The sequence below is a fragment of the Streptomyces sp. A 4/2 genome, assembly GCF_940670765.1.
Taxonomy (GTDB): domain Bacteria; phylum Actinomycetota; class Actinomycetes; order Streptomycetales; family Streptomycetaceae; genus Streptomyces.
The window spans coordinates 446,792-467,765 of sequence record NZ_CALNVW010000002.1; the positions used below are offsets into that span (position 1 = coordinate 446,792).

The following is a 20,974-nucleotide window of genomic DNA, read 5'->3' on the forward strand; positions in this document are numbered from 1 at the left end:
GGCTGGTGGGCCCGCCGCCCCGCCCCGTCACGCGCTGCTACTACGGGTGCCTACTGCTGCTGGCTGAGACGCTTGTCGAGGTCCGCCTCGACCGACTTGGCAGCCTCCGCAGGGGACTTCCCCTGCAGAACCAGCGTCATGTAGGTCTTGATCGGGTTCGGCGGGTTCTCGACCGGTGCCCACTCGGGGATCAGCGGCGTGGTGCCACCGGACTTGGCCGAAGCCGGACCGGCAGCCTCCGCGGCGGGCTGGCCCACGGTGTACTTCTGCTGGTCGGCGCCCTTCGGCGACCAGCCGGCCTCCTTGATGAGCGCGCCGTCGTTCTTCTCGGAGAGCGCGATCTTCAGGAACTCCTTGGCGAGATCCTGCTTCTTGCTGCCCGCGGCAACGGCGAAGTTGGACCCGCCGAGGAAGACGCCCTCGGGCTTGTCGGCGGTCTCACCGGGGATGGTGAAGAAGCCGATGTCGTCCTTGAGCTTCGGGTTGGCCTTGAGGGCGGTACCGGCCTCGTAGCCCATCGCGATGATCGCGCCGGTCTTGCCCTTGGCGAAGACCTCGGCCTGCTGCGGGGTGGCCTCGTCCTTGTCCTTGGGGGCCTTGGAGTAGGACTGGTACTGCTTGTACACGTCCATGGCTTCGGCGACCTTCGGGTCGGCGAGGTTGGAGACGTACTTGTCGCCTTCCTTCTTCACCGGCTCGACGCCCTTGCCGACGAGCAGACCGTCGAAGAAGTACCAGTTCTGGCCGGGCAGGTAGATGGGCTCGGCCTTGCCCTGCTTCTTGATGGCGTCGAAGTCCTTGAAGAGCTCGGCGCGCGTCTTCGGGGTCGTGGTGATGCCCGCGTCCTTGAAGATCTTCTTGTTGTACATCACGACGCGGTTGCCGATGTACCACGGCAGCGCGTACTGCTTGCCCTCGTAGATGGAGGGCTTGTTGACCGCGTCGGCCCAGGAGCCGCCGATCTCGCTCTTCAGATCGCCCAGGTCGGCCAGGCCGCCGGTCTTCGCGTACGCCGGGGTCTGCGTGTTGCCGATCTCCAGGACGTCCGGCGGGTTCGACTCCGAGAGGGACGTGGTGATCTTCTGCTGGATCCCGTTCCAGTCCTGGACCTGGATGTTCAGCTTGGCCTGGGTCTTCTTCTCGAACTCGGCCTGGACCGTCTTCGTCCACCCGGGAGGGTTCGACCCCGACATGGTCCAGACGGTCAGGGTCTGCCCCTTGTAACCGTCGGCCCCCGCCTTCTTGCTGCTGTCCTTATCGTTGTCAGAGCCACAGGCCGCAACACTGGCCAGCATTGCCGCTACACCGATCGCCGCGATGAGTCCGCGCTTCACGACACCCTCCTCAGGGATGCAAGAACTTCCCCCCACCACCCGAGAACGCCGTTCGCCACAACAAGTGCGACAGGTACTGCCCGTGGGGCTGGGACCTGGTCTTTAATGGTTTAGACCAGTACTCGGAGCTTGGCCTAGACCTATGGGGGTGTCAAGGGTGTATAAGAAGGCTGTCGTGTCCGTTATCGGACCGACACCTGAGGGAGGGCGACGACCCGTGACCGGACCGTGCCACCATGTGAGCCGCGACAGACGGAGGAGCCGGTGACGGCAGCAGCGCAGCACTCGGGAAGGCTGGCGATGAGTACCGACGGGGGAAGCAGCGGGACCGAGGCCGCAGCGCCGGGACGTACCGCACGGGTGCCCAAGTACTACCGCCTCAAGCGGCATTTGCTCGACATGACGGAGACCCTGCCGCCCGGTACCCCGGTACCGCCGGAGCGGACCCTGGCCGCCGAGTTCGACACCTCGCGCACGACCGTGCGCCAGGCGCTCCAGGAGCTGGTCGTGGAGGGCCGCCTGGAACGGATCCAGGGCAAGGGCACCTTCGTCGCCAAGCCCAAGGTCTCGCAGGCCCTCCAACTCACCTCGTACACCGAGGACATGCGGGCCCAGGGACTCGAACCCACCTCCCAGCTGCTCGACATCGGCTATGTCACCGCCGACGGCTCGCTGGCCGGGCTGCTGGACATCACAGCGGGCGGGCGGGTGCTGCGGATCGAGCGGCTGCGGCTGGCGAGCGGTGAGCCGATGGCCATCGAGACGACCCACCTGTCGGCGAAGCGCTTCCCCGCGCTGCGCCGTTCACTGGTGAAGTACACCTCGCTCTACACCGCGCTGTCGGAGGTGTACGACGTCCGGCTGGCCGAGGCCGAGGAGACGATCGAGACCTCCCTGGCCACCCCGCGCGAGGCCGGGCTGCTCGGTACGGACGTCGGCCTGCCGATGCTGATGCTCTCGCGCCACTCGATCGACGAGCGGGGCGAGCCGGTGGAGTGGGTGCGCTCCGTGTACCGGGGCGACCGGTACAAGTTCCTCGCGCGACTGCAGCGGCCGAACGGCTGAGACCGGCCGCTGTTCGCAGAGGTGTGGCGCGAGCCCCCGTCCTGTCCTAACGTCCTTGCGTCAGCACAGGAAGGAACGGGTCCGCCGGTGGCCGACCACCGTTGAATTCCCCTGAATTCAACGGTGTTGTCGTTCCGGTATGCGGACGGGGGTTCCGCTGCCGGAATCCCTCCCCCTAGATTTCCTGCGCATTGCACGACGAGGTGCTCAGCGAGGGGACGGACCGCACCATGCCCACCATGCCTGCCACGCCCGAGAAACGAGCGGTGATCACGCCGGTGCGCGTGATCATCGCGGTATGCCTGATCGCACCCTTTGTCGCCATGCTGTGGGTCGGTTCGTACGCGAAGGTGGACCCGGCGTTCATCGGCATCCCGTTCTTCTACTGGTACCAGATGCTCTGGGTCCTCATCTCGACCGCGCTGACGATGATCGCGTACAAGCTGTGGCAGCGTGACCAGCGCGCCCGCAAGGGAGGTGCGTCCGCATGAAGGACGGTGTGAACGGAGTCGCGCTCGGCGTCTTCATCTTCTTCTTCGTGGCCGTCACGGTCGTCGGCTTCCTGGCCGCGCGCTGGCGCCGCGCCGAGAACGCCGCCACCCTGGACGAATGGGGCCTGGGCGGACGGTCGTTCGGCACCTGGGTCACCTGGTTCCTGCTCGGCGGTGACCTCTACACGGCGTACACCTTCGTCGCCGTCCCGGCCGCCGTCTACGCGGCGGGCGCGGCGGGCTTCTTCGCCGTGCCGTACACGATCCTGGTCTACCCGCTGATCTTCACCTTCCTGCCGCGTCTGTGGTCCGTCTCGCACAAGCACGGCTACGTGACGACATCGGACTTCGTCCGCGGCCGGTTCGGCTCCAAGGGGCTCTCGCTGGCGGTCGCGGTCACCGGCATCCTCGCGACCATGCCGTACATCGCCCTGCAACTCGTCGGCATCCAGGCCGTGCTGGACGTGATGGGCGTCGGCGGCGAGGGCAGCAACTGGTTCGTCAAGGACCTCCCGCTGCTGCTCGCCTTCGCGGTGCTGGCGGCGTACACCTACTCCTCCGGGCTGCGCGCCCCCGCGCTGATCGCCTTCGTCAAGGACGGGCTGATCTACCTGGTCATCCTGGTGGCGATCATCTACATCCCGATGAAGCTGGGCGGCTTCCATGACATCTTCGCCAAGGCCGGTGACGCGTTCGCGCAGACCAACCCGGCGACGGGCAAGCCACGCGGCGCGCTGGCGCCGGGCGCCGCGGGTCAGTGGGGGTACGCGACGCTCGCGCTCGGCTCGGCGCTCGCGCTGTTCATGTATCCGCACTCGATCACCGCGACGCTCTCCTCGCGCAGCCGCAATGTGATCCGGCGCAACACCGCGATCCTGCCGCTGTACTCGCTGATGCTGGGGCTGCTCGCGCTGCTCGGCTTCATGGCGATCGCCGCCGGGGTCAAGGTGAAGAACGGACAGCTGGCGATCCCGCAGCTCTTCGAGAACATGTTCCCCGACTGGTTCGCGGGGGTGGCCTTCGCCGCCATCGGCATCGGCGCGCTGGTTCCCGCGGCGATCATGTCCATCGCGGCGGCGAACCTCTTCACCCGCAACATCTACAAGGACTTCATCAAACCGGAGGCGACACCCGCCCAGGAGGCCAAGGTCTCCAAGCTGGTCTCGCTCGTGGTGAAGGTCGGCGCGCTGCTCTTCGTCCTCGCCATGGACCCGACCGTCGCGATCAACTTCCAGCTCCTCGGCGGCATCTGGATCCTCCAGACGATGCCGGCACTGGTCGGCGGGCTGTTCACCCGGTGGTTCCACCGCTGGGCGCTGCTCGCGGGCTGGGCGGTCGGCATGGCGTACGGGACGCTGGCCGCGTACGGCGTGGCGAGCCCGACGCAGGCGCACTTCGGCGGCTCCTCCAAGGAGATCCCGGGCATCGGCCAGATCGGCTACATCGGGCTGACCGCGTTCGTGCTGAACGTGGTGGTGACGCTGGTGCTGACGGTCGTGCTCAACGCGGTCAAGGCCCCGGCCGGCATCGACGAGACCTCGCCGGAGGACTACACGGCGGACGCCGGCGACGAGGACGTACAGGTCGACCTCCCGCCGGCCACCGTCGGCGCCCCCGGCGGTCACTGAGACCGACCGGCAGGCCGCATGAGGGCCGCCGCGCCTCTCCCCCGGGGAGGCGCGGCGGCCCTTCCGCTGTATCCCCGGGCCCGCGCGCGGCGAAGGCCTCCGAGGGGGTCTCAGGGCTCGTTCCGCCGACCCGGCGGCCATGGGTGGGGGCTCACCGGATTCCCGTGCGACCGGGCTTCGTACGGACTCCTGAGAGGCCCCTGAGAGCCGATCCCAGGCGCTCTCCGGTCCCGTACGTCCGGGGGTCCTGAACGGACACGACACAACATATGGGGGGTGCGATATCGAGCGGCCCCCACATGTATGCTCATCCTCGCTGTCGTCGCAGGGGAATCCGGTGCGAATCCGGAACTGTCCCGCAACGGTGTGATCAGTGCGCTTTTGCGCACCGTGGAGTCCGAGGACCTGCCGACCGCGCATCCGGCTCGACCGATCCGGATGAGACACGTCCGGGCCTCGCGGTTGGGCCTGCGGATGCTGTGCGGTGTGCTGCTCTTCGCTGTGCCCGTACGCACCCGTGCCTCCCGCCGGCCCCCAGCCGAGCGAGGGAGAGCGCACCGTGACCATCGCGCCCACCGCACCTGCCGCAGAACAGGTGACGGACGCCCCGGGAACCGTACTGCTGCGGACCCTGACCGACCTCACCGCCGACCTCACCGACACCGACCCCGGCAAGGTCGCCGCCGCCGCGCTGCGCGGGCGCAACGCCACGTCGGACGAGGCCGAGCTGCGTGAGCTGGCCACCGAGGCGGCAGCCGGTCTGATCTCCGAGGACCCCGCGTACTCGCGGCTCGCCGCCCGGCTGCTCACCCGGTCCATCGCGGACGAGGCGGCCGGGCAGGGCGCGGTGTCCTTCTCCGCCTCGGTCGGCGTCGGGCACCGGGAGGGCCTGATCGGGGATCGCACGGCCGGCTTCGTCACCCTGCACGCCGCCCGGCTCGACGCCCTGATCGACACCGCGGCCGACGACCGCTTCGGCTACTTCGGGCTGCGCACCCTGTACAGCCGCTACCTGCTGCGTCACCCGCTGACCCGCCAGGTCATCGAGACGCCCCAGCACTTCATGCTGCGGGTCGCCTGCGGTCTGGCCGAGGACGACTCGGTACGCGCCCTGGACGAGGTCGCCGCGCTGTACGGGCTGATGAGCCGCCTCGACTACCTGCCCTCCTCCCCCACGCTCTTCAACTCGGGCACCCGGCACCCGCAGATGTCCTCCTGCTACCTGCTGGACTCGCCGCTGGACGAGCTGGACTCGATCTACGGCCGCTACCACGAGGTCGCGCGCCTCTCGAAGCACGCGGGCGGCATCGGCCTCTCGTACTCCCGCATCCGCTCCCGCGGTTCGCTCATCCGCGGCACCAACGGGCACTCCAACGGGATCGTCCCCTTCCTCAAGACGCTGGACGCCTCGGTCGCCGCGGTGAACCAGGGCGGCCGGCGCAAGGGCGCCGCGGCCGTCTACCTGGAGACCTGGCACTCCGACATCGAGGAGTTCCTGGAGCTGCGCGACAACACGGGTGAGGACGCCCGGCGTACGCACAACCTCAACCTGGCGCACTGGGTGCCGGACGAGTTCATGCGCCGGGTCGACGCGGACGGCACCTGGTCGCTGTTCTCCCCCGCCGACGTGCCCGACCTCGTCGACCTGTGGGGGGACGCGTTCGACGCGGCGTACCGCAAGGCCGAGGCCGACGGGCTGGCGCAGAAGACCATCCAGGCCCGGGAGCTGTACGGCCGCATGATGCGGACCCTCGCGCAGACCGGCCAGGGCTGGATGACCTTCAAGGACGCGTCGAACCGTACGGCCAACCAGACCGCGGAGCCCGGCTCGGTCGTCCACTCGTCGAACCTCTGCACCGAGATCCTGGAGGTGACGAACGACGGTGAGACCGCCGTCTGCAACCTCGGCTCGGTGAACGTCGCCGCGTTCGTCTCCGGTGACTCCATGGACTGGGAGCGCCTCGACGAGACCGTCCGCACCGCGGTCACCTTCCTCGACCGGGTCGTGGACATCAACTTCTACCCGACCGACCAGGCGGGCCGCTCCAACGCCAAGTGGCGTCCGGTGGGCCTGGGTCTGATGGGTCTCCAGGACGTCTTCTTCAAGCTGCGGATGCCCTTCGACTCCCCGCAGGCGAGGGCGCTCTCCACCCGGATCTCCGAGCGGATCATGCTCGCCGCCTACGAGGCGTCCTGCGACCTCGCGGAGCGCAGTGGCCCGCTCCCCGCTTGGGAGAAGACGCGTTCGGCTCAGGGTGTGCTGCACCCCGACCACTTCGACACCGAGCCTGCCTGGCCCGCGCGCTGGGACGCGCTGCGCGCCCGGATCGCGAAGACCGGCATGCGCAACTCGCTGCTCCTCGCCATCGCGCCGACCGCGACGATCGCGTCGATCGCCGGGGTGTACGAGTGCGTCGAGCCGCAGGTCTCCAACCTCTTCAAGCGCGAGACGCTCTCGGGTGAATTCCTCCAGGTCAACGCGTACCTGGTGAACGAGCTGAAGGAACTGGGCGTCTGGGACGCGCAGTCCCGCGAGGCGCTGCGCGAAGCCAGCGGCTCGGTGCAGGGGTTCAGCTGGATCCCCGCGGAGGTGCGGGCGCTGTACCGCACCGCGTGGGAGATCCCGCAGCGCGGCCTGATCGACATGGCGGCGGCCCGTACGCCGTACCTCGACCAGAGCCAGTCGCTGAACCTCTTCCTGGAGACGCCGACCATCGGGAAGCTCTCCTCGATGTACGCGTACGCCTGGAAGCAGGGGCTGAAGACGACGTACTACCTGCGCTCGCGCCCGGCGACCCGGATCGCGCGCGCCGCCGCCGCCCCCATTCCCGCACAGCAGGCTCCCGCCGCCCCGGTCGCCGACGCGGACGCGATCGCCTGCTCCCTTGAGAACCCCGAGTCCTGCGAGGCCTGCCAGTAATGAGCACCGATTCCGCCAACTCCCAGAAGAACCTGCTCGATCCGGGCTTCGAACTGACGCTGCGCCCGATGCGTTACCCGGACTTCTACGAGCGCTACCGCGACGCGATCAAGAACACCTGGACGGTGGAGGAGGTCGACCTCCACTCGGACGTGGCGGACCTCGCGAAGCTCAGCCCGGGTGAGCAGCACATGATCGGCCGGCTGGTCGCGTTCTTCGCGACGGGCGACTCGATCGTCTCCAACAACCTGGTGCTCACCCTCTACAAGCACATCAACTCCCCCGAGGCGCGGCTGTATCTGTCGCGGCAGCTGTTCGAGGAGGCCGTGCACGTCCAGTTCTATCTGACGCTGCTCGACACCTACCTTCCCGACCCGGACGACCGCGCCGCGGCCTTCGACGCGGTCGAGGAGATCCCCTCCATCCGCGAGAAGGCGCAGTTCTGCTTCAAGTGGATGGACTCGGTCGAGAAGATCGACCGGCTGGAGACGCAGGCGGACCGCCGCCGTTTCCTGCTGAACCTGATCTGCTTCGCCGCGTGCATCGAGGGGCTGTTCTTCTACGGCGCCTTCGCGTACGTGTACTGGTTCCGCTCGCGGGGTCTGCTGCACGGTCTGGCGACGGGGACCAACTGGGTCTTCCGCGACGAGACCATGCACATGAACTTCGCGTTCGAGGTCGTGGACACGGTCCGCAAGGAGGAGCCGGAACTCTTCGACGAAGCGCTCCAGCAGCAGGTCACCGACATGATGCGGGAAGCCGTCGAGGCGGAGCTGCAGTTCGGCCGGGACCTGTGCGGTGACGGCCTGCCGGGCATGAACACCGAGTCGATGCGGGAGTACCTGCAGTGCGTCGCCGACCAGCGGCTGGCCCGGCTGGGCTTCCCGACGGTGTACGGCTCGGAGAACCCGTTCTCCTTCATGGAGCTCCAGGGCGTCCAGGAACTGACGAACTTCTTCGAGCGCCGGCCGTCGGCCTACCAGGTCGCGGTCGAGGGGTCGGTCTCCTTCGACGACGATTTCTAGTATCTGATTCCGGCCGGAGGGGGAGGCGCGCCCGCATCACCAGCGGGCGCGCCCGGACAGGTACTAACGCAGTTTCACCGTGTCACCGGCAGAGGTGATCGCCATCGTCGTGTGCGTACCGGAGAAATTCCAGCGCCAGGTGCCCGAGGCTGTCGCCGTGACCGTGGTGCTCAGGGTGCCCGTGGAGCTGGTCTTCACCGTCTTGACCGTGGCGTACGAGGACGCCCCGGTCTTCTTGAACTGAAGCTTCACGTCCTGCCTCGTGTAGCCGTGGTACTTGAGATCGTTCCAATTGGCCCGCGCGAGCTTGCCCTTGACGGTGAGCTTGCCGCCCTTGGTGACGGGCTCGGGAGTGGCGTCCGTGGTGAGAGTCGACGCGCGCTTGAAGTCGAAGTGCGCGAGGCTGTCATGGATCCAGTAGTCGCCGTCCTTCGCCTGGACAGTGGCGTTGACCTGCCAGGTACCGGCGAGGTCGTTGGGGTCGATGTCCACGGACGACTTGAACCAGGACGGGTGCGCCTGGAAGGTCGCGGTGCAGACGGATGTCGTGCTGTTCGACTTGTGACAGCTGTTCGCGGTCAGGTCCACGGGGCCATAGCCGTTCTTCGTGTTGAAGACGCTGGCGTGGCTGAGGCCCTTCACCCCGGATTTGTCCTTGACCGTGAAGGCGATCGGGAAGGTCTTGACGTCATGCACCCCCACGATGACGTTGCCTCCGTTGTTCACCACGGTTCTGGTGACCCTGATGTCACCCTTGCCCTCGGCGTGAGCCGCCGTGGTCCCCAGTACCCCTAGAACCACGGCACCGGATGCCGCGGTCAACAGCGCAGTTCTGCGCATGTCCCCTCCTTGATACTTCCTCTGGCGAGCTCAGGGTAGGTGCACTCGGAGATGCCGGAGGACGGTCCCCGTCCGCCCGCACCGGACCCGGACCGGACCGCCAACCATCCGACGTCACACGTCAGTTCTGTCCAACCGTGTGGGACTCCCGTCCATGGACACCCCGCTCGTCCGCCGCGAAGGTCGGGGCACCAGCCTACGGAAGGACGTGGACGATCATGCGGATGGCAAGAAGAGGCACGGTGGCGGTGGCCGCGGTGGCCGCTCTGTGTGCCGCGGTGCTGCCTGTGCAGAGCGCGGCAGCCCGGAGCGCCGCCGACGCGGCGCCGCCCGAGGTGCTGCCCGCGCTGAGCGAATGGCACGGCGAGGCGGGCCAGTTCACGCTGGCCGACCGCGCGCGCATCGTGCTGGAGGGGACGGACCACCGTACGGACACCGACGCCGCCCGCTTCGGCGGCGAACTCACCGGACACCACCCGGTCACCCACGGCAGGGCCAGGAACGGCGATGTCGTCCTGGCCGAGAAGCCGTCCCTCAAGGACCAGTTGGGGAACGAGGGCTACCGCATCTCGGTGGGTGACCGGGTCACCGTCACCGCCGCCACCTCGACCGGTGTCTTCTACGGGACCCGGACCGTGCTCCAGCTCCTGAACGACGACAGGCAGGCGGCCCGTGGCTCCGCCACCGACATCCCCGCCTACCGCGAGCGCGGCGCCGGCGTCTGCGCCTGCTACATCCACGTGTCAATCCCGTGGTTCGAGCGGCTGATGAAGGACATGGCCTCGCAGAAGCTCAACCAGCTCTGGATCGAGGCCAAGGTCAAGAGCGACGTCGACCCGAAGTCCGCGTTCTGGGGCTACTACACCAAGGCGGAGGTCAAACAGCTGGCCGCGCTGGCCGCGAAATACCACATCGAGCTGGTCCCCGAGATCAACTCCCCGGGCCACATCGACCCGTACCTGCAGAACCACCCCGAGCTCCAGCTCAAGGACAAGAACGGGGTGCCGTCCCCGACCCGGCTGGACATCTCCAAGCCCGAGGCGCTGACGTACTACACCTCGCTCGTCGACGAGGCGCTGAAGGCCTGGGGGGCCAAGCAGTGGCACATGGGCGGGGACGAGTACATGATCGGCTCCGCGTACCCCGACTACCCGCAGCTGCAGACCGAGGCGGTGAAGCGGTTGGGCGCCGGCGCCACCCCGGACGACCTCTTCACCGACTTCATCAACCAGGTCAACGCCCATGTGAAGGCGGGCGGACACCCGCTGCGCATCTGGAACGACGGGCTGACCGGCAAGAACTCGGTCGTCCCGCTGGACCGTGACATCACCGTCGAGCACTGGATCAGCGGCGGCACCATCGAGAAGCCGTCCCAGCTCATCGCCGAGGGCCGGCCCGTGATGAACTCCGCGTACGCGCTCTACCTCGTGCGCGGCGGCTACACGACACAGACCCAGCAGCTGTACGACAGCAACTGGACGCCCCTGGAGTTCGACGGCGAGACCCTGGCGTCGAAGTCCGCGAACCTGACCGGCGCGAAGATCTCGCTCTGGCCGGACAGCGCCGCGGCCGAGACCGAGAACGAGGTCGAGGCGAAGACCTTCATGCCGCTGCGGTTCATCGCGCAGGCGACCTGGGGCGGGCCGAAGCCGAGCCCGACGTACGCCGGTTTCGAGGCGCTGGCGAAGAAGATCGGGCACGCTCCGGGCTGGGCGAACACCGACCGTACGCCGGTCGCCGACGGCACGTACGAGCTGACCGCCAAGGGCCACAAGACCCTTGCCCCGGGGGCCGGTTCGGGCGTCGTGTTCGGCAGTGACGCCACCGCGGCCTGGACGCTGAAGGCCACCGCCGACGGCTACTACACGCTGACGTCGGCCACCACCGGCCAGTGCCTGGAGGACAACCGGGGCGAGCTGCACACCGGGGCACCGCTGGAGGTCGGCTCCGAGCTGTCCGTGGCCACCTGCTCGGCCGCCTCACGCACCCAGCGCTGGCAGCTGGAGAGTTCGGCCGGCGGGCTGACCGTCCGCAACGCCATCTCCCAGCTCGCCATCGGCGAGCGGGCCTCCGACGGCGCCGCGGTGCAGTCGCTGCAGGGTCAGAGGTTCTCGACGGTCTCGTAGCGCGGAGTGCCCTCTTCCATCTGTCGGAGCGCGTCCTTGCGGTCGCGCTTCGACAGGCGGTCGATGTACAGGTAGCCGTACAGGTGGTCGGTCTCGTGCTGGAGGCAGCGGGCGAAGTAGCCGGTGCCGCGCACCTTGATCGGGTTGCCCTCGGCGTCCTGGCCGGAGACCTCGGCGTAGTCGGGGCGGGCCAGCGAGGCGTACGCCGTGGGGACGGAGAGGCAGCCCTCGTTGGAGTCGTCGAGGCGGCGGCGGTCGGCCGGGAGCTCGACGAGCACCGGGTTGCAGACGACGCCGGTGTGGCGGTTGCCGTCGTCGTCCGGGCAGTCGTAGACGAAGACCTTGAGGTCGACACCGATCTGGTTCGCGGCCAGGCCCACGCCCTCGGCGGCCTTCTGGCTGGCGAACATGTCGTCGATCAGCTGGGCCAGCTCACCGTCGAAGGACGTGACGTCCTGGCACTCCCGGTGGAGCATGGGGTGGCCCACGACGGTGACGGGACGGGCGGTGCCGCGTGCGCGGTGGGCCGCCTCGCGCTCCTCGCAGTCCTCGGTGTCCACGACGAAACCGTCATTGATCTGCTGGTCCGTCTGCTGCTGCGACATGTCCGCCGTACGCCTTCCTCAAAAACCCGGATCGGTCCGTACAGCCTAACGGCCCCGCCCGCGCGAGGGAGCGGATCGGCGGGCGGCACAGGCGCAGAGGCTCAGCAGACCTCTTCGAGGTCCCGCCATTCACGGCTGTCCGGGCTGTCGGCCACCCAGCCGTCGAGCAGCCCGCGCACCAGCGCCGCCGGGGCCGCGATGCCGCACTCCCGCTCGGCGACCCAGAGCTCACCGGCCGTGCGGTGGCCGAGCGGGCCGGGGTGGCCGGGCTCGCTGTGGTCGTGCGGGTCCAGGTGCTGCGCCCCGTCGCCCTCGTCGCTCTCCATCTGCGACTCCGAACAGGCCCGGCAGAGCAACCGTACGGAGGAGGACCAGTCCTCGGCGGCGAATCCGGCGTCGGCCGCGAGCTGCTCCAGGGCGTCGCGGTCCGCCTCACCGGCCGCCTCCACCAGGACCACCCAGGTCGGTACGGGCGACGGCGCCCAGAGCTCGATCTCGTCGAAGACCGGGTAGGAGGGGCCCGCCGCGGTGACCCGCTCGCCGTGCGGGACGCCGTCGTGCAGGACGACCTCGCCCCAGCGCCTGCCGGACGAGGGGAGCGGCACGGACAGCACTTCGATCCGGGCGGGGTCGAGCCTGCGGCCCCAGACCACCTCGGCCTCGCCCTCGGGCGACAGCCGTACCGCGGCGGACCCGAGGTCCATGCCGAGCGGCTCGCCGTTGGACGCGGCCTCGCCGGGCACCTTGAGCCCGTACGCCTGCCAGGCCCGGCGGGCCAGCGGCCAGTCCTGGAGTGCGGTGGCCGCGATCCCGACGTTCCACCAGTCGGGGGCTCCGGTCTGCCGGTCGAGGAGCGCCACGGCGCGCAGCCCGGCGGTGCGTGCCCGGTCCCAGTCGTGCCGGAACTTGTGCAGCAGGGCCAGGTTGAACCAGGACTCGGACAGCCACGGTTCGAGATCGGCCGCGCGCGTGAGCAGCGCCCCCGCGTCCTCGTACCGACCGTCGCCGATCAGCGTGAACGCGCGGTCGGTGGCCTGCCGCCACGAGGCGGAGGGCCGATGCCGTACCTTCCCGAAGATCCTCACGATTCCCGCCTGCCGGTCGCTGAAAAATCTCTGCTTCCCGGGATCCGATTCCCCCGGATGCCCTCTCTTCGCATCCAACCATGCCCGGTCGGAGCACCGCTCATTACCCACTGGTTACCCGGTCCAGGAGCGGCCTCCGCGGGCGGGACGCCCCTAGGGGACACCGCCCCGGGACAGCACACGCGCCAGGGATTCCACGACTTCCGGCTGGTAGTCGTGGCCGGTGCCCAGGCGCAGGCGCTCCAGTGCGCTGAGCGGACCGCCCGCACCTCTTTCTCCTCCATTTTCCCCGGCCAGGTCCTCGTACGCATTGACAGCCCGGACAATGCGGGCAGTGAGCGGCTGGTCGCGGTACGGATCCGCCTGCCGCTCCACGATCACGGCGACCTCGGCGTCCACCCCGGTCTGGCGGACCACCGCCCCGCCGAGCAGGGCGATCCGGCGCTGTTCGGCCGGCTCCAGCCGTGCGGTGGCGCCGTCGGGGACCGGGTCGACGAGGGACAGCTGCCCGATGTCGTGCATCAGCGCCGCGTACTCCAGCACGGTCAACGCCGGTTCGGAGAGGCCCAGTTCGCGGCCGACGGCCCGGCTGAGAGTGGCGACCCGGCGGGCGTGGCCGTGCGGGGTGTATCCGGCGATCTCGGTGGAGCGGGCGAGCGAGGTGATGGTCTGGCGGTAGGTGGTCCGTACCAGTGCGTAGCGGCGGAGCGAGAGCTGGGTGAGCAGCAGCGGTACGGAGAAGACGGGCAGCGCCCACAGCCCGGCGACCGCGACACCCAGCGCCATCACGACTCCGGTGGCACAGACGGCCGAGCCGATGCCCAGCAGCGCGCGCAGCTCGTCGCGCAGGAGCGGGCCGTACGGATAGCTGGTGCGGGCGTGCGTCATCGCCGCGGCCAGCACGGCGTCGCACAGGGCGGTGAGGCCGAGCAGGAGCAGCAGCACGACGGCGTAGGCGGGGCCGCGCACCGCCCACGCCTCGATCCGGCCGGAGCCGCACAGGGGCTGGAAGCAGACGGCCGCGAAGGCGACGGTGAGGACCCGGCGGGCCATGTGGTCGGCGCCCGGCCCCCGGCCGTGTGCGACATGGGGCACGGCCCCGGCCAGCGCGCCCGCGACGACGACGGCGACGACCTGGGGGACGCCGTGCCCGGTGGGGTGGCCGCCGTTCTGGCCGAGCAGGGCGTAGGCCAGGGCCCCCGCCGCCCCGAGCGGCGCGGGTTCGCGTTCGCTGCCCGGACCGGTGCGGCGGGTGAGTTCCCCCGCGGCGACGAGCGTCCCGAAGGCGAGGGCGGTGTCCGCGTCGTCGATGCCGTACCAGAGGGTCCAGCCGAGGCAGACGCCGGTGACGAGGAGGGCGGCGCCACGGACGAGGCCGACGACGGCCGGGGTTCGGGCGCTCATGCGGGGCTGTCCCGGTCGGTGGCCGTGGCCGCCGTCGCGGTCCCGTCCGTCCCGGCGCGGGCGGGCGGCAGCGGTCCGTGCCGGTGGGCGTCGGGGCCGTCGGCGGTGACGGCCGGGTGCCAGCCGTGCCGCGTCAGCGCCCTGACGAACGCCCGGACGAACTCCGGGTCGAACTGCGTGCCCGCGCACCGCAGCAGTTCCCGCAGCGCCGCGTCGACGGGTCTGGCCCGGCGGTAGGAGCGGGTCGACGTCATCGCGTCGAAGGCGTCGGCGATGGCCACGACGCGGGCGAACTCGGGGATCTGGTCCCCGGAGAGGCCGTACGGATAGCCGGAGCCGTCGAGCCGTTCGTGGTGGTGCAGGATCGCCGCCCGTGCCTCTCCGAGGAAGCCGATGCCGCGGACCATCTCGTGCCCGTACTCGGGGTGCAGCTCGATGACCCGGCGCTCCTCGGGCGTGAGCGGCCCGTCCTTCCTGAGCAGCCTGGTGGGCACCCCGAGCTTCCCCACGTCGTGCAGGATCCCGGCGAAGCGGAGCGCTTCCAGCCGGTCGCCGTCCATGCCCAGTTCACCGGCGATCATCGCCGATGCCTGGCCGACGCGTTCGCTGTGCCCGCGGGTGTACCGGTCCTTGATGTCGACGGCCTGCACCAGCGCCCGGATGGTGGCCTGGTGGGCGGCGCGCTCGCGGTGGTACTGCGCGAAGACCCAGCTGGAGATGTACATGGGCAGCAGCACGAACAGGGCGGCGGGCGGCCCGAAGGGGCTGCGCCACAGCACCGCCATCATCACCCCGGCGAGCCCGTGCACGGCGTACGGGGCAGGCGAGCGCGGCAGCCCCCGCACACCGCCCGCCGTCCGCACGGGCAGCCGCTCGGCGGCCACCCGCACGAGGGCGTCCAGGACGGTCAGCACCAGGCAGAGGACCAGCGCCGCGACGACGGCGGGCAGCAGGACGCCCGGGAATTCGGGCCTGCGGTCCAGCCCGCCGAGCAGCGCGGGAACCTCCGCCGCGGCCCGCACGGCGAGGGCGAGCTGCGCGGCGTGCCAGATACGGCGGACGGTGTACGGGGGGTCCTCGACCCTGCCGAGCAGCGCCCCCGGTACGGCGACGAGCGCGGCGGCGGCGGGCGGCAGCAGCAGGGCGGCGGCGATGAGGACGGGGAAGAACGAGCCGCCACCGGGTGACCGGCGCCCCAGCAGCTCGCATCCGGCGTACACCGCGGCGAGCAGGGCGACGGCGCGCCAGGGCGTCGCCGGGTCGGTGACGGCGGGCAGCGCGCAGCCGAGCGCACCCAGCACCGCGCACAGGACACAGGCGCGCGCCGACGGCGGCAGTGCCCGCATGGCGGCCCTCCCTCTCCTGGATCCGTACGGATCCGTACGGCGTCGGAGTCCGTACAGGTTTGGGGAGGATAGGCGCGCGGGGGCGGCCCGGGGGCCGCATCAGGGGATCAGGGGCACCTTCGGGTGACAATCCGGCGGGCAAACCCGGGGGTGGCCGTGCCACCGGACCGGGGCCGTGGAAGTGCGGTGGAACAGCGAGACCGCAGCGTCTCCGCTGCGGTCTCCTGGAATCTCAACCACCCTGCCGGGCAAGGCCGTTCGTACGGCCGGTCAGTCCTGAGCTGCTGCCGAACGGTCGTCGACCGTCACGTCCTGCTCGGGCACGGCCTCGCCCGAGCGGATCAGATCGATGCGTCCCATCACCTTCGACCGCAGGTCGGCCGGTACGTCGTCGCTGCCGCAGCAGCGCTTCACCAGCTTCTTGACGGCCTGTTCGAGGCCGTACTTCTCCAGGCACGGAGAGCACTCCTCGAAGTGCACCTCGAACTTGGTGCAGTCGTTGTCGGGCATCTCGTGGTCGAGGAACTCGTAGAGATGGTCCAGGACCTCGGAGCAGTCCGTTTCGTGCGGCTCTCCGCAACTCATGAGCCCGAACCTTTCGCTTCGTTCGACTCTCCGGCACCCGCGGGGACCAGCCCGCGGTCGCGTGCGTAGTCCTCCAGCATGCCGCGCAGCTGTCGGCGGCCCCGGTGCAGCCGGGACATGACCGTCCCGATGGGTGTTCCCATGATGTCCGCGATCTCCTTGTACGCAAAGCCCTCTACGTCGGCGAGATACACGGCGATACGGAACTCTTCGGGGATCGCCTGGAGCGCGGACTTCACGTCCGAGTCGGGCAGGTGGTCCAGCGCCTGCGACTCGGCGGAACGCAGACCGGTGGACATGTGCGACTCGGCGCGCGCGAGCTGCCAGTCCTCGATCTCCTCGGCGGCACTGCGCTGGGGTTCGCGCTGCTTCTTGCGGTACGAGTTGATGAACGTGTTCGTGAGGATGCGGTACATCCACGCCTTGAGGTTGGTCCCCTCACGGAACTGGTGGAACGAGCCGTACGCCTTCGCGTACGTCTCCTGCACCAGGTCCTCGGCATCGGCCGGATTGCGCGTCATGCGCAGCGCGGCCGAGTACATCTGGTCGAGGTAGCCGAGGGCGTCCCGCTCGAAGCGCGCGTTGCGCTCGGCAGCCGTCTCTTCCGCGTGGCCGTCTTCGGTCCCTGTGTCGGTCCCAGTGACCGGACCCACCTCCTCCAACGCCGTGGCGGATCCGAATGCGGACCCACTCGAATCGGAGGATAGACGACGATCCGGTCCGTCCGCCGCCCGGGAAGACGGGGTCCTGGCCGCTGAAAGCACCGTCCACTCCAGGTCAGACGTTTGCGGGCGGCGCGGGCAGATGGTCGAACCCATGCGACGGACTCCCTCTCCACGTACAAGTTTCTGTGTACCGACGTCCCGCACAACAGTGGCCTGCGGCTCAGCATTCCCCGAGGCGTACCGCCCACCCGGCCACGGAGTCGGTGATGACCTTCAGCGCCTGTTCCTGACCGGTTTCCGCGCGTTTGGCGACGGCGAAGCCGTGGTCGGCGTCCGGGACCTCCACCAGTTCGAGATTCCCCCGGGGGAACTCACCCGGCGCGGGGAACTCGGCGGGCTTCCCGAAGGGGTCCTTGCCGCCCTGGACGACGAGAGTGCTGACCCCGGCCCCGATCAGTTCCTTCTTCCGGGACTTCTCCGGTTTGCCCGGGGGGTGGAGCGGAAAGCTCAGCGCGAGTACGCCCCGGGCGCCCAGCTCCCCCGCCGTCCGGCAGGCCACCCGCGCCCCGGCACTGCGCCCGCCCGCGACGACGGGCAGGCCGGGCTTGCGCAGCGCCGGCCAGACCGCGCGCCACCCGGCGTCCAGGGTCTTCGGCGCGGGGGCGACCTTCTTCCCCGCGACCCGCCAGGGCTGCTCGACCAGCGCGACGCCCACCCCGATCTGCGGCAGCGCGACGGCCAGGGCCTGCAGGTCACGGGCGTCGATGCCACCGCCCGCGCCGTGGCCCAGCGCGATGACGAGGTGCGGGCGGGCGGCGGGATGCCAGGTGATGCGGGCCTCGCCCGCCGGGGTGTCGACACTCTCCACGATCATGCTCTGAGTCACATCAGAAGAGTGTGCCCTCCTCGGGGGCCTCAAGGGCTGTCAGCAGCTCCGGCCCGTTGTTACGAACATTGCTGACCGCGGTCGACACCGGGTACGCCCGGACCAGTCCGGCGGGCGGCGGCGTCAGCAGGCCGGTCAGCTCGCCCGGCTCCGTACGCGCGGGATCCAGCCAGTCGTCCCAGCGGTCCGCGGTGAGCATCAGCGGCATCCGGGGATGGATCTCGGCCAGCGACCCCGGCCCGGCCGCCCCGTCCTCGTGGCCCGCGAGCGGGGTGGTCTCGGCCTCGGTCGTGACGATGGTGCAGGTCGCCCACCACGCCTTGGGGTGGTCGCCGGGCAGTGACGGGTCCCGCCAGAACTCGTACAGTCCGGCGAACGCCATGACCGAACCGTCGGCGGGCGTCACGAAGTAGGGCTGCTTGCGGGGTCGCTTCTTCCTGCCCTCGACCTCCAGCTGCCGCTCGTCGGCCGCGGTCACCCACTCGTAATAGCCGTCGGCGGGGACGATGCAGCGCCGTGCGGCGAAGGCCCGGCGGAACGACGGCTTCTCGTGGACCGTCTCCGCGCGCGCGTTGATCATCCGGGCGGCGCCCTCGGGTGACTTCGCCCACGACGGCACGAGCCCCCAGGTGAGATTGCGCAGCTGGCGAACCGGACGCCTGGTCCCGGCGTCTTTCAGTGGGCGCTCCAGAACGACCTGGACCGTCTTGGTCGGTGCCACGTTCCAGTCCGGGACCACCGGCTCGGTCACCGTCTCCACGGGGTCCCACTTCTCCGCGCCGAAGAGCCCTGCGAGATCCTCGGGGCCACGACTCGCTGCAAACCGTCCGCACATGCCCGCCAGACTGCCATGACCGTCATCTCCCCGAGGAGCCCTCGCCCCCATGGACCGCATCTTCGGCACCCAGGCAGACCCCGACCAGTGGCTGGTGATCGTCACCGGCGCAGTCGCGCTGCTCGCGGTCGTTCCGCACCGCATATGGCGGCTCACCCGCAACGCGGTCACCATCGCCCACGAGGGCGGCCACGGGCTGATCGCCCTGCTCACCGGGCGCCGCCTCGACGGCATCCAGCTGCACTCGGACACCAGCGGCCTGACCGTCAGCCGCGGCAAGCCCTCCGGCCCGGGGATGGTCCTCACCGCCGCCGCGGGCTACACCGCGCCGCCGCTGCTGGGCCTCGGGGGCGCCTGGCTGCTCTCGGCCGGGCACATCACGCTGTTCCTGTGGGTGGCGTGTGTCCTGCTCCTGGCCATGCTGGTGATGATCCGCAACGCGTACGGGGTGCTCACCGTGGTCGTCACGGGCGCCGCGTTCGTCCTGATCTCCTGGCTGACCAGTGCGGAGGTCCAGGCGGCCTTCGCGTACACCGCGGTCTGGTTCCTGCTGATCGGCGGCGTGCGCCCGGCCTTCGAGCTCCAGCGCAAGCGGCCACGCGGCCACGCGGGGGATTCGGACGCCGACCAGCTCGGCCGGCTGACCCATGTCCCGCCCACCGTGTGGCTGCTGTTCTTCCATGTCGTCTCGCTCTGCTCGCTCACCGGCGGCGGGCGCTGGCTGCTCGGCCGGTAGCTTCGCCGGTCCTGGTCCGGGCGGTCCCCCGCGCACCAGGTCGTAAAGTGAGCGTCATGACCGAGAGCTCCGTGCACACCGCCCACTGGCCCGCCCCGCACGCGTCGGGACCTGTCGACGCGACGGTCACCGTGCCCGGATCGAAGTCGGTCACCAATCGCGGTCTCGTCCTGGCCGCCCTCGCCGCGGAGCCCGGCTGGCTGCGCCGCCCGCTGCGTTCCCGGGACACCCTGCTGATGGCCGACGCGCTGCGGGCGCTCGGCGTCCGTATCGAGGAGACCGTCTCCTCCAGCTCCTCCGCCGCGGGCACCCCCGACGGCACCGGCGAGGCCTGGCGGGTGATCCCGGCCGGACTGCACGGCCCGGCCACTCTCGACGTCGGCAACGCCGGTACGGTCATGCGCTTCCTGCCGCCGGTCGCCGCGCTCGCCGACGGTCCGGTCCGGTTCGACGGCGATCCCCGTTCGCACGAGCGTCCGCTGCACGGCGTCATCGACGCGCTGCGCGCGCTCGGTACCCGTATCGACGACGAGGGGCGCGGCGCGCTGCCGCTCACGGTGCACGGCGTCGGGGCCCTCGACGGGGGTGCGGTCGAGATCGACGCGTCCTCCTCGTCCCAGTTCATCTCGGCACTGCTGCTCTCGGCGCCGCGTTTCAACCAGGGCATCGAGGTACGGCACACCGGCGCCACCCTGCCGTCCCTGCCGCACATCCGGATGACCGTGGACATGCTGCGCCGGGTCGGCGCGCAGGTGGACGAGCCGGAGACCGGCGGGGAGCCGAACGTCTGGCGGGTCTCCCCCAGCGCCCTGCTCGGCCGTGACCTGACCATCGAGCCCGACCTCTCCAACGCCCAGCCCTTCCTGGCTGCCGCGCTGGTGACCGGCGGCCGGGTGGTCGTCCCCGACTGGCCGGAGCACACCACCCAGCCGGGCGACGCGCTGCGCGAGATCTTCACCGAGATGGGCGGCGGCTGCACCCTGACCGAGCAGGGGCTGGTGTTCACCGGCTCCGGCCGTATCCACGGCATCGACGTGGACCTGAGCGAGGTCGGCGAACTCACCCCGGGCATCGCGGCCGTTGCCGCCCTCGCGGACTCGCCCTCCACTCTGCGCGGTGTGGCGCACCTGCGGCTGCACGAGACCGACCGGCTGGCCGCGCTCACCGAGGAGATCAACGCCCTCGGCGGCGATGTCAGCGAGACCGCCGACGGCCTGCGGATCCGCCCGCGCCCGCTGCACGGCGGGGTCTTCCACACGTACGACGACCACCGCATGGCCACGGCAGGATCGATCATCGGCCTCGCCGTCGACGGCGTACAGATCGAGAATGTGGCCACGACCGCCAAAACACTTCCCGACTTCACTGAGATGTGGACCGAAATGCTCAAGGCCTGAC

At 70.0% G+C, this 20,974-nt stretch carries 18 protein-coding genes and 1 riboswitch; of the genes, 8 read left to right on the forward strand and 10 right to left on the reverse strand.

All coding sequences use genetic code 11. The annotated features are described in order from the left end of the window. Positions 1-50 precede the first annotated feature (50 nt). A complete protein-coding gene (locus tag NBY69_RS02690) occupies positions 51-1,334 on the reverse strand; it encodes an extracellular solute-binding protein (RefSeq protein WP_250297949.1) in 1,284 nt (427 codons plus the stop codon). A 300-nt stretch (positions 1,335-1,634) separates the two neighbouring features. On the opposite strand from NBY69_RS02690, the gene NBY69_RS02695 reads away from it, so the two are divergent. From NBY69_RS02695 to NBY69_RS02715, 5 genes are all read left to right on the forward strand, one after another. Next, complete coding sequence (locus tag NBY69_RS02695) at positions 1,635-2,399, forward strand: GntR family transcriptional regulator (protein ID WP_250298031.1); 765 nt, start codon at positions 1,635-1,637, stop codon at positions 2,397-2,399. A 239-nt stretch (positions 2,400-2,638) separates the two neighbouring features. After that, complete coding sequence (locus NBY69_RS02700) at positions 2,639-2,890, forward strand: DUF3311 domain-containing protein (RefSeq protein ID WP_250297950.1); 252 nt, start codon at positions 2,639-2,641, stop codon at positions 2,888-2,890. Then, complete coding sequence (mctP, locus tag NBY69_RS02705; protein WP_250297951.1) at positions 2,887-4,518, forward strand: monocarboxylate uptake permease MctP; 1,632 nt, start codon at positions 2,887-2,889, stop codon at positions 4,516-4,518. The genes NBY69_RS02700 and mctP overlap by 4 nt, the downstream gene beginning before the upstream one ends. Before the next feature lie 303 nt (positions 4,519-4,821). After that, a riboswitch (cobalamin riboswitch) is annotated at positions 4,822-4,946 on the forward strand. A 131-nt stretch (positions 4,947-5,077) separates the two neighbouring features. Continuing rightward, the gene (locus NBY69_RS02710; RefSeq protein ID WP_250297952.1) at positions 5,078-7,438 is read left to right on the forward strand and encodes a ribonucleoside-diphosphate reductase subunit alpha; all 2,361 of its coding nucleotides are present in this window, start codon (positions 5,078-5,080) and stop codon (positions 7,436-7,438) included. After that, a complete protein-coding gene (locus tag NBY69_RS02715; protein ID WP_250297953.1) occupies positions 7,438-8,463 on the forward strand; it encodes a ribonucleotide-diphosphate reductase subunit beta in 1,026 nt (341 codons plus the stop codon). The genes NBY69_RS02710 and NBY69_RS02715 overlap by 1 nt, the downstream gene beginning before the upstream one ends. Positions 8,464-8,526: 63 nt before the next feature. Here the strand turns inward: NBY69_RS02715 and NBY69_RS02720 are convergent, their stop codons facing one another. Beyond that, positions 8,527-9,303 carry a hypothetical protein gene (locus tag NBY69_RS02720; protein WP_250297954.1) on the reverse strand — a complete coding sequence of 259 codons (777 nt, stop codon included), beginning with the start codon at positions 9,301-9,303 and terminating at the stop codon, positions 8,527-8,529. A 224-nt stretch (positions 9,304-9,527) separates the two neighbouring features. Here NBY69_RS02720 and NBY69_RS02725 point away from each other — a divergent pair, with 224 nt between their 5' ends. Beyond that, the gene (locus NBY69_RS02725; protein WP_250297955.1) at positions 9,528-11,429 is read left to right on the forward strand and encodes a family 20 glycosylhydrolase; all 1,902 of its coding nucleotides are present in this window, start codon (positions 9,528-9,530) and stop codon (positions 11,427-11,429) included. Here the strand turns inward: NBY69_RS02725 and def are convergent. The 8 genes from def to NBY69_RS02765 form a co-directional block, all read right to left on the reverse strand. Further along, a complete protein-coding gene (gene def / locus NBY69_RS02730; protein ID WP_250297956.1) occupies positions 11,405-12,034 on the reverse strand; it encodes a peptide deformylase in 630 nt (209 codons plus the stop codon). The genes NBY69_RS02725 and def overlap by 25 nt on opposite strands. Positions 12,035-12,135: 101 nt before the next feature. After that, entirely contained in the window at positions 12,136-13,119 is a 984-nt protein-coding gene (locus NBY69_RS02735; RefSeq protein ID WP_250297957.1) for a hypothetical protein, read from the reverse strand. Between the two features lie 153 nt (positions 13,120-13,272). After that, complete coding sequence (locus NBY69_RS02740; RefSeq protein ID WP_250297958.1) at positions 13,273-14,523, reverse strand: HD-GYP domain-containing protein; 1,251 nt, start codon at positions 14,521-14,523, stop codon at positions 13,273-13,275. Then, a complete protein-coding gene (locus tag NBY69_RS02745) occupies positions 14,520-15,869 on the reverse strand; it encodes an HD-GYP domain-containing protein (RefSeq protein WP_250297959.1) in 1,350 nt (449 codons plus the stop codon). The genes NBY69_RS02740 and NBY69_RS02745 overlap by 4 nt, the downstream gene beginning before the upstream one ends. A gap of 270 nt (positions 15,870-16,139) precedes the next feature. Then, positions 16,140-16,454, reverse strand: coding sequence for a mycothiol system anti-sigma-R factor (rsrA, locus tag NBY69_RS02750; protein WP_250297960.1), 315 nt, complete (start codon positions 16,452-16,454; stop codon positions 16,140-16,142). Then, positions 16,451-17,107: a sigma-70 family RNA polymerase sigma factor gene (locus NBY69_RS02755; RefSeq protein ID WP_250297961.1), complete on the reverse strand. Its 657-nt coding sequence runs from the start codon at positions 17,105-17,107 to the stop codon at positions 16,451-16,453. Before NBY69_RS02755 ends, rsrA begins: the two co-directional genes overlap by 4 nt. Before the next feature lie 232 nt (positions 17,108-17,339). Continuing rightward, positions 17,340-17,993 carry an alpha/beta family hydrolase gene (locus NBY69_RS02760; protein WP_250298032.1) on the reverse strand — a complete coding sequence of 218 codons (654 nt, stop codon included), beginning with the start codon at positions 17,991-17,993 and terminating at the stop codon, positions 17,340-17,342. 13 nt (positions 17,994-18,006) lie between these two features. After that, positions 18,007-18,840, reverse strand: a complete 834-nt coding sequence (locus tag NBY69_RS02765) for an SOS response-associated peptidase (RefSeq protein WP_250297962.1) — start codon at positions 18,838-18,840, stop codon at positions 18,007-18,009. Between the two features lie 49 nt (positions 18,841-18,889). Between NBY69_RS02765 and NBY69_RS02770 the strand changes: the two genes are divergently transcribed. Next, complete coding sequence (locus NBY69_RS02770; protein ID WP_250297963.1) at positions 18,890-19,576, forward strand: M50 family metallopeptidase; 687 nt, start codon at positions 18,890-18,892, stop codon at positions 19,574-19,576. Between the two features lie 56 nt (positions 19,577-19,632). Then, on the forward strand, positions 19,633-20,973 hold the full coding sequence (gene aroA, locus NBY69_RS02775) for a 3-phosphoshikimate 1-carboxyvinyltransferase (protein ID WP_250297964.1): 1,341 nt from the start codon (positions 19,633-19,635) through the stop codon (positions 20,971-20,973). Position 20,974 lies beyond the last annotated feature (1 nt).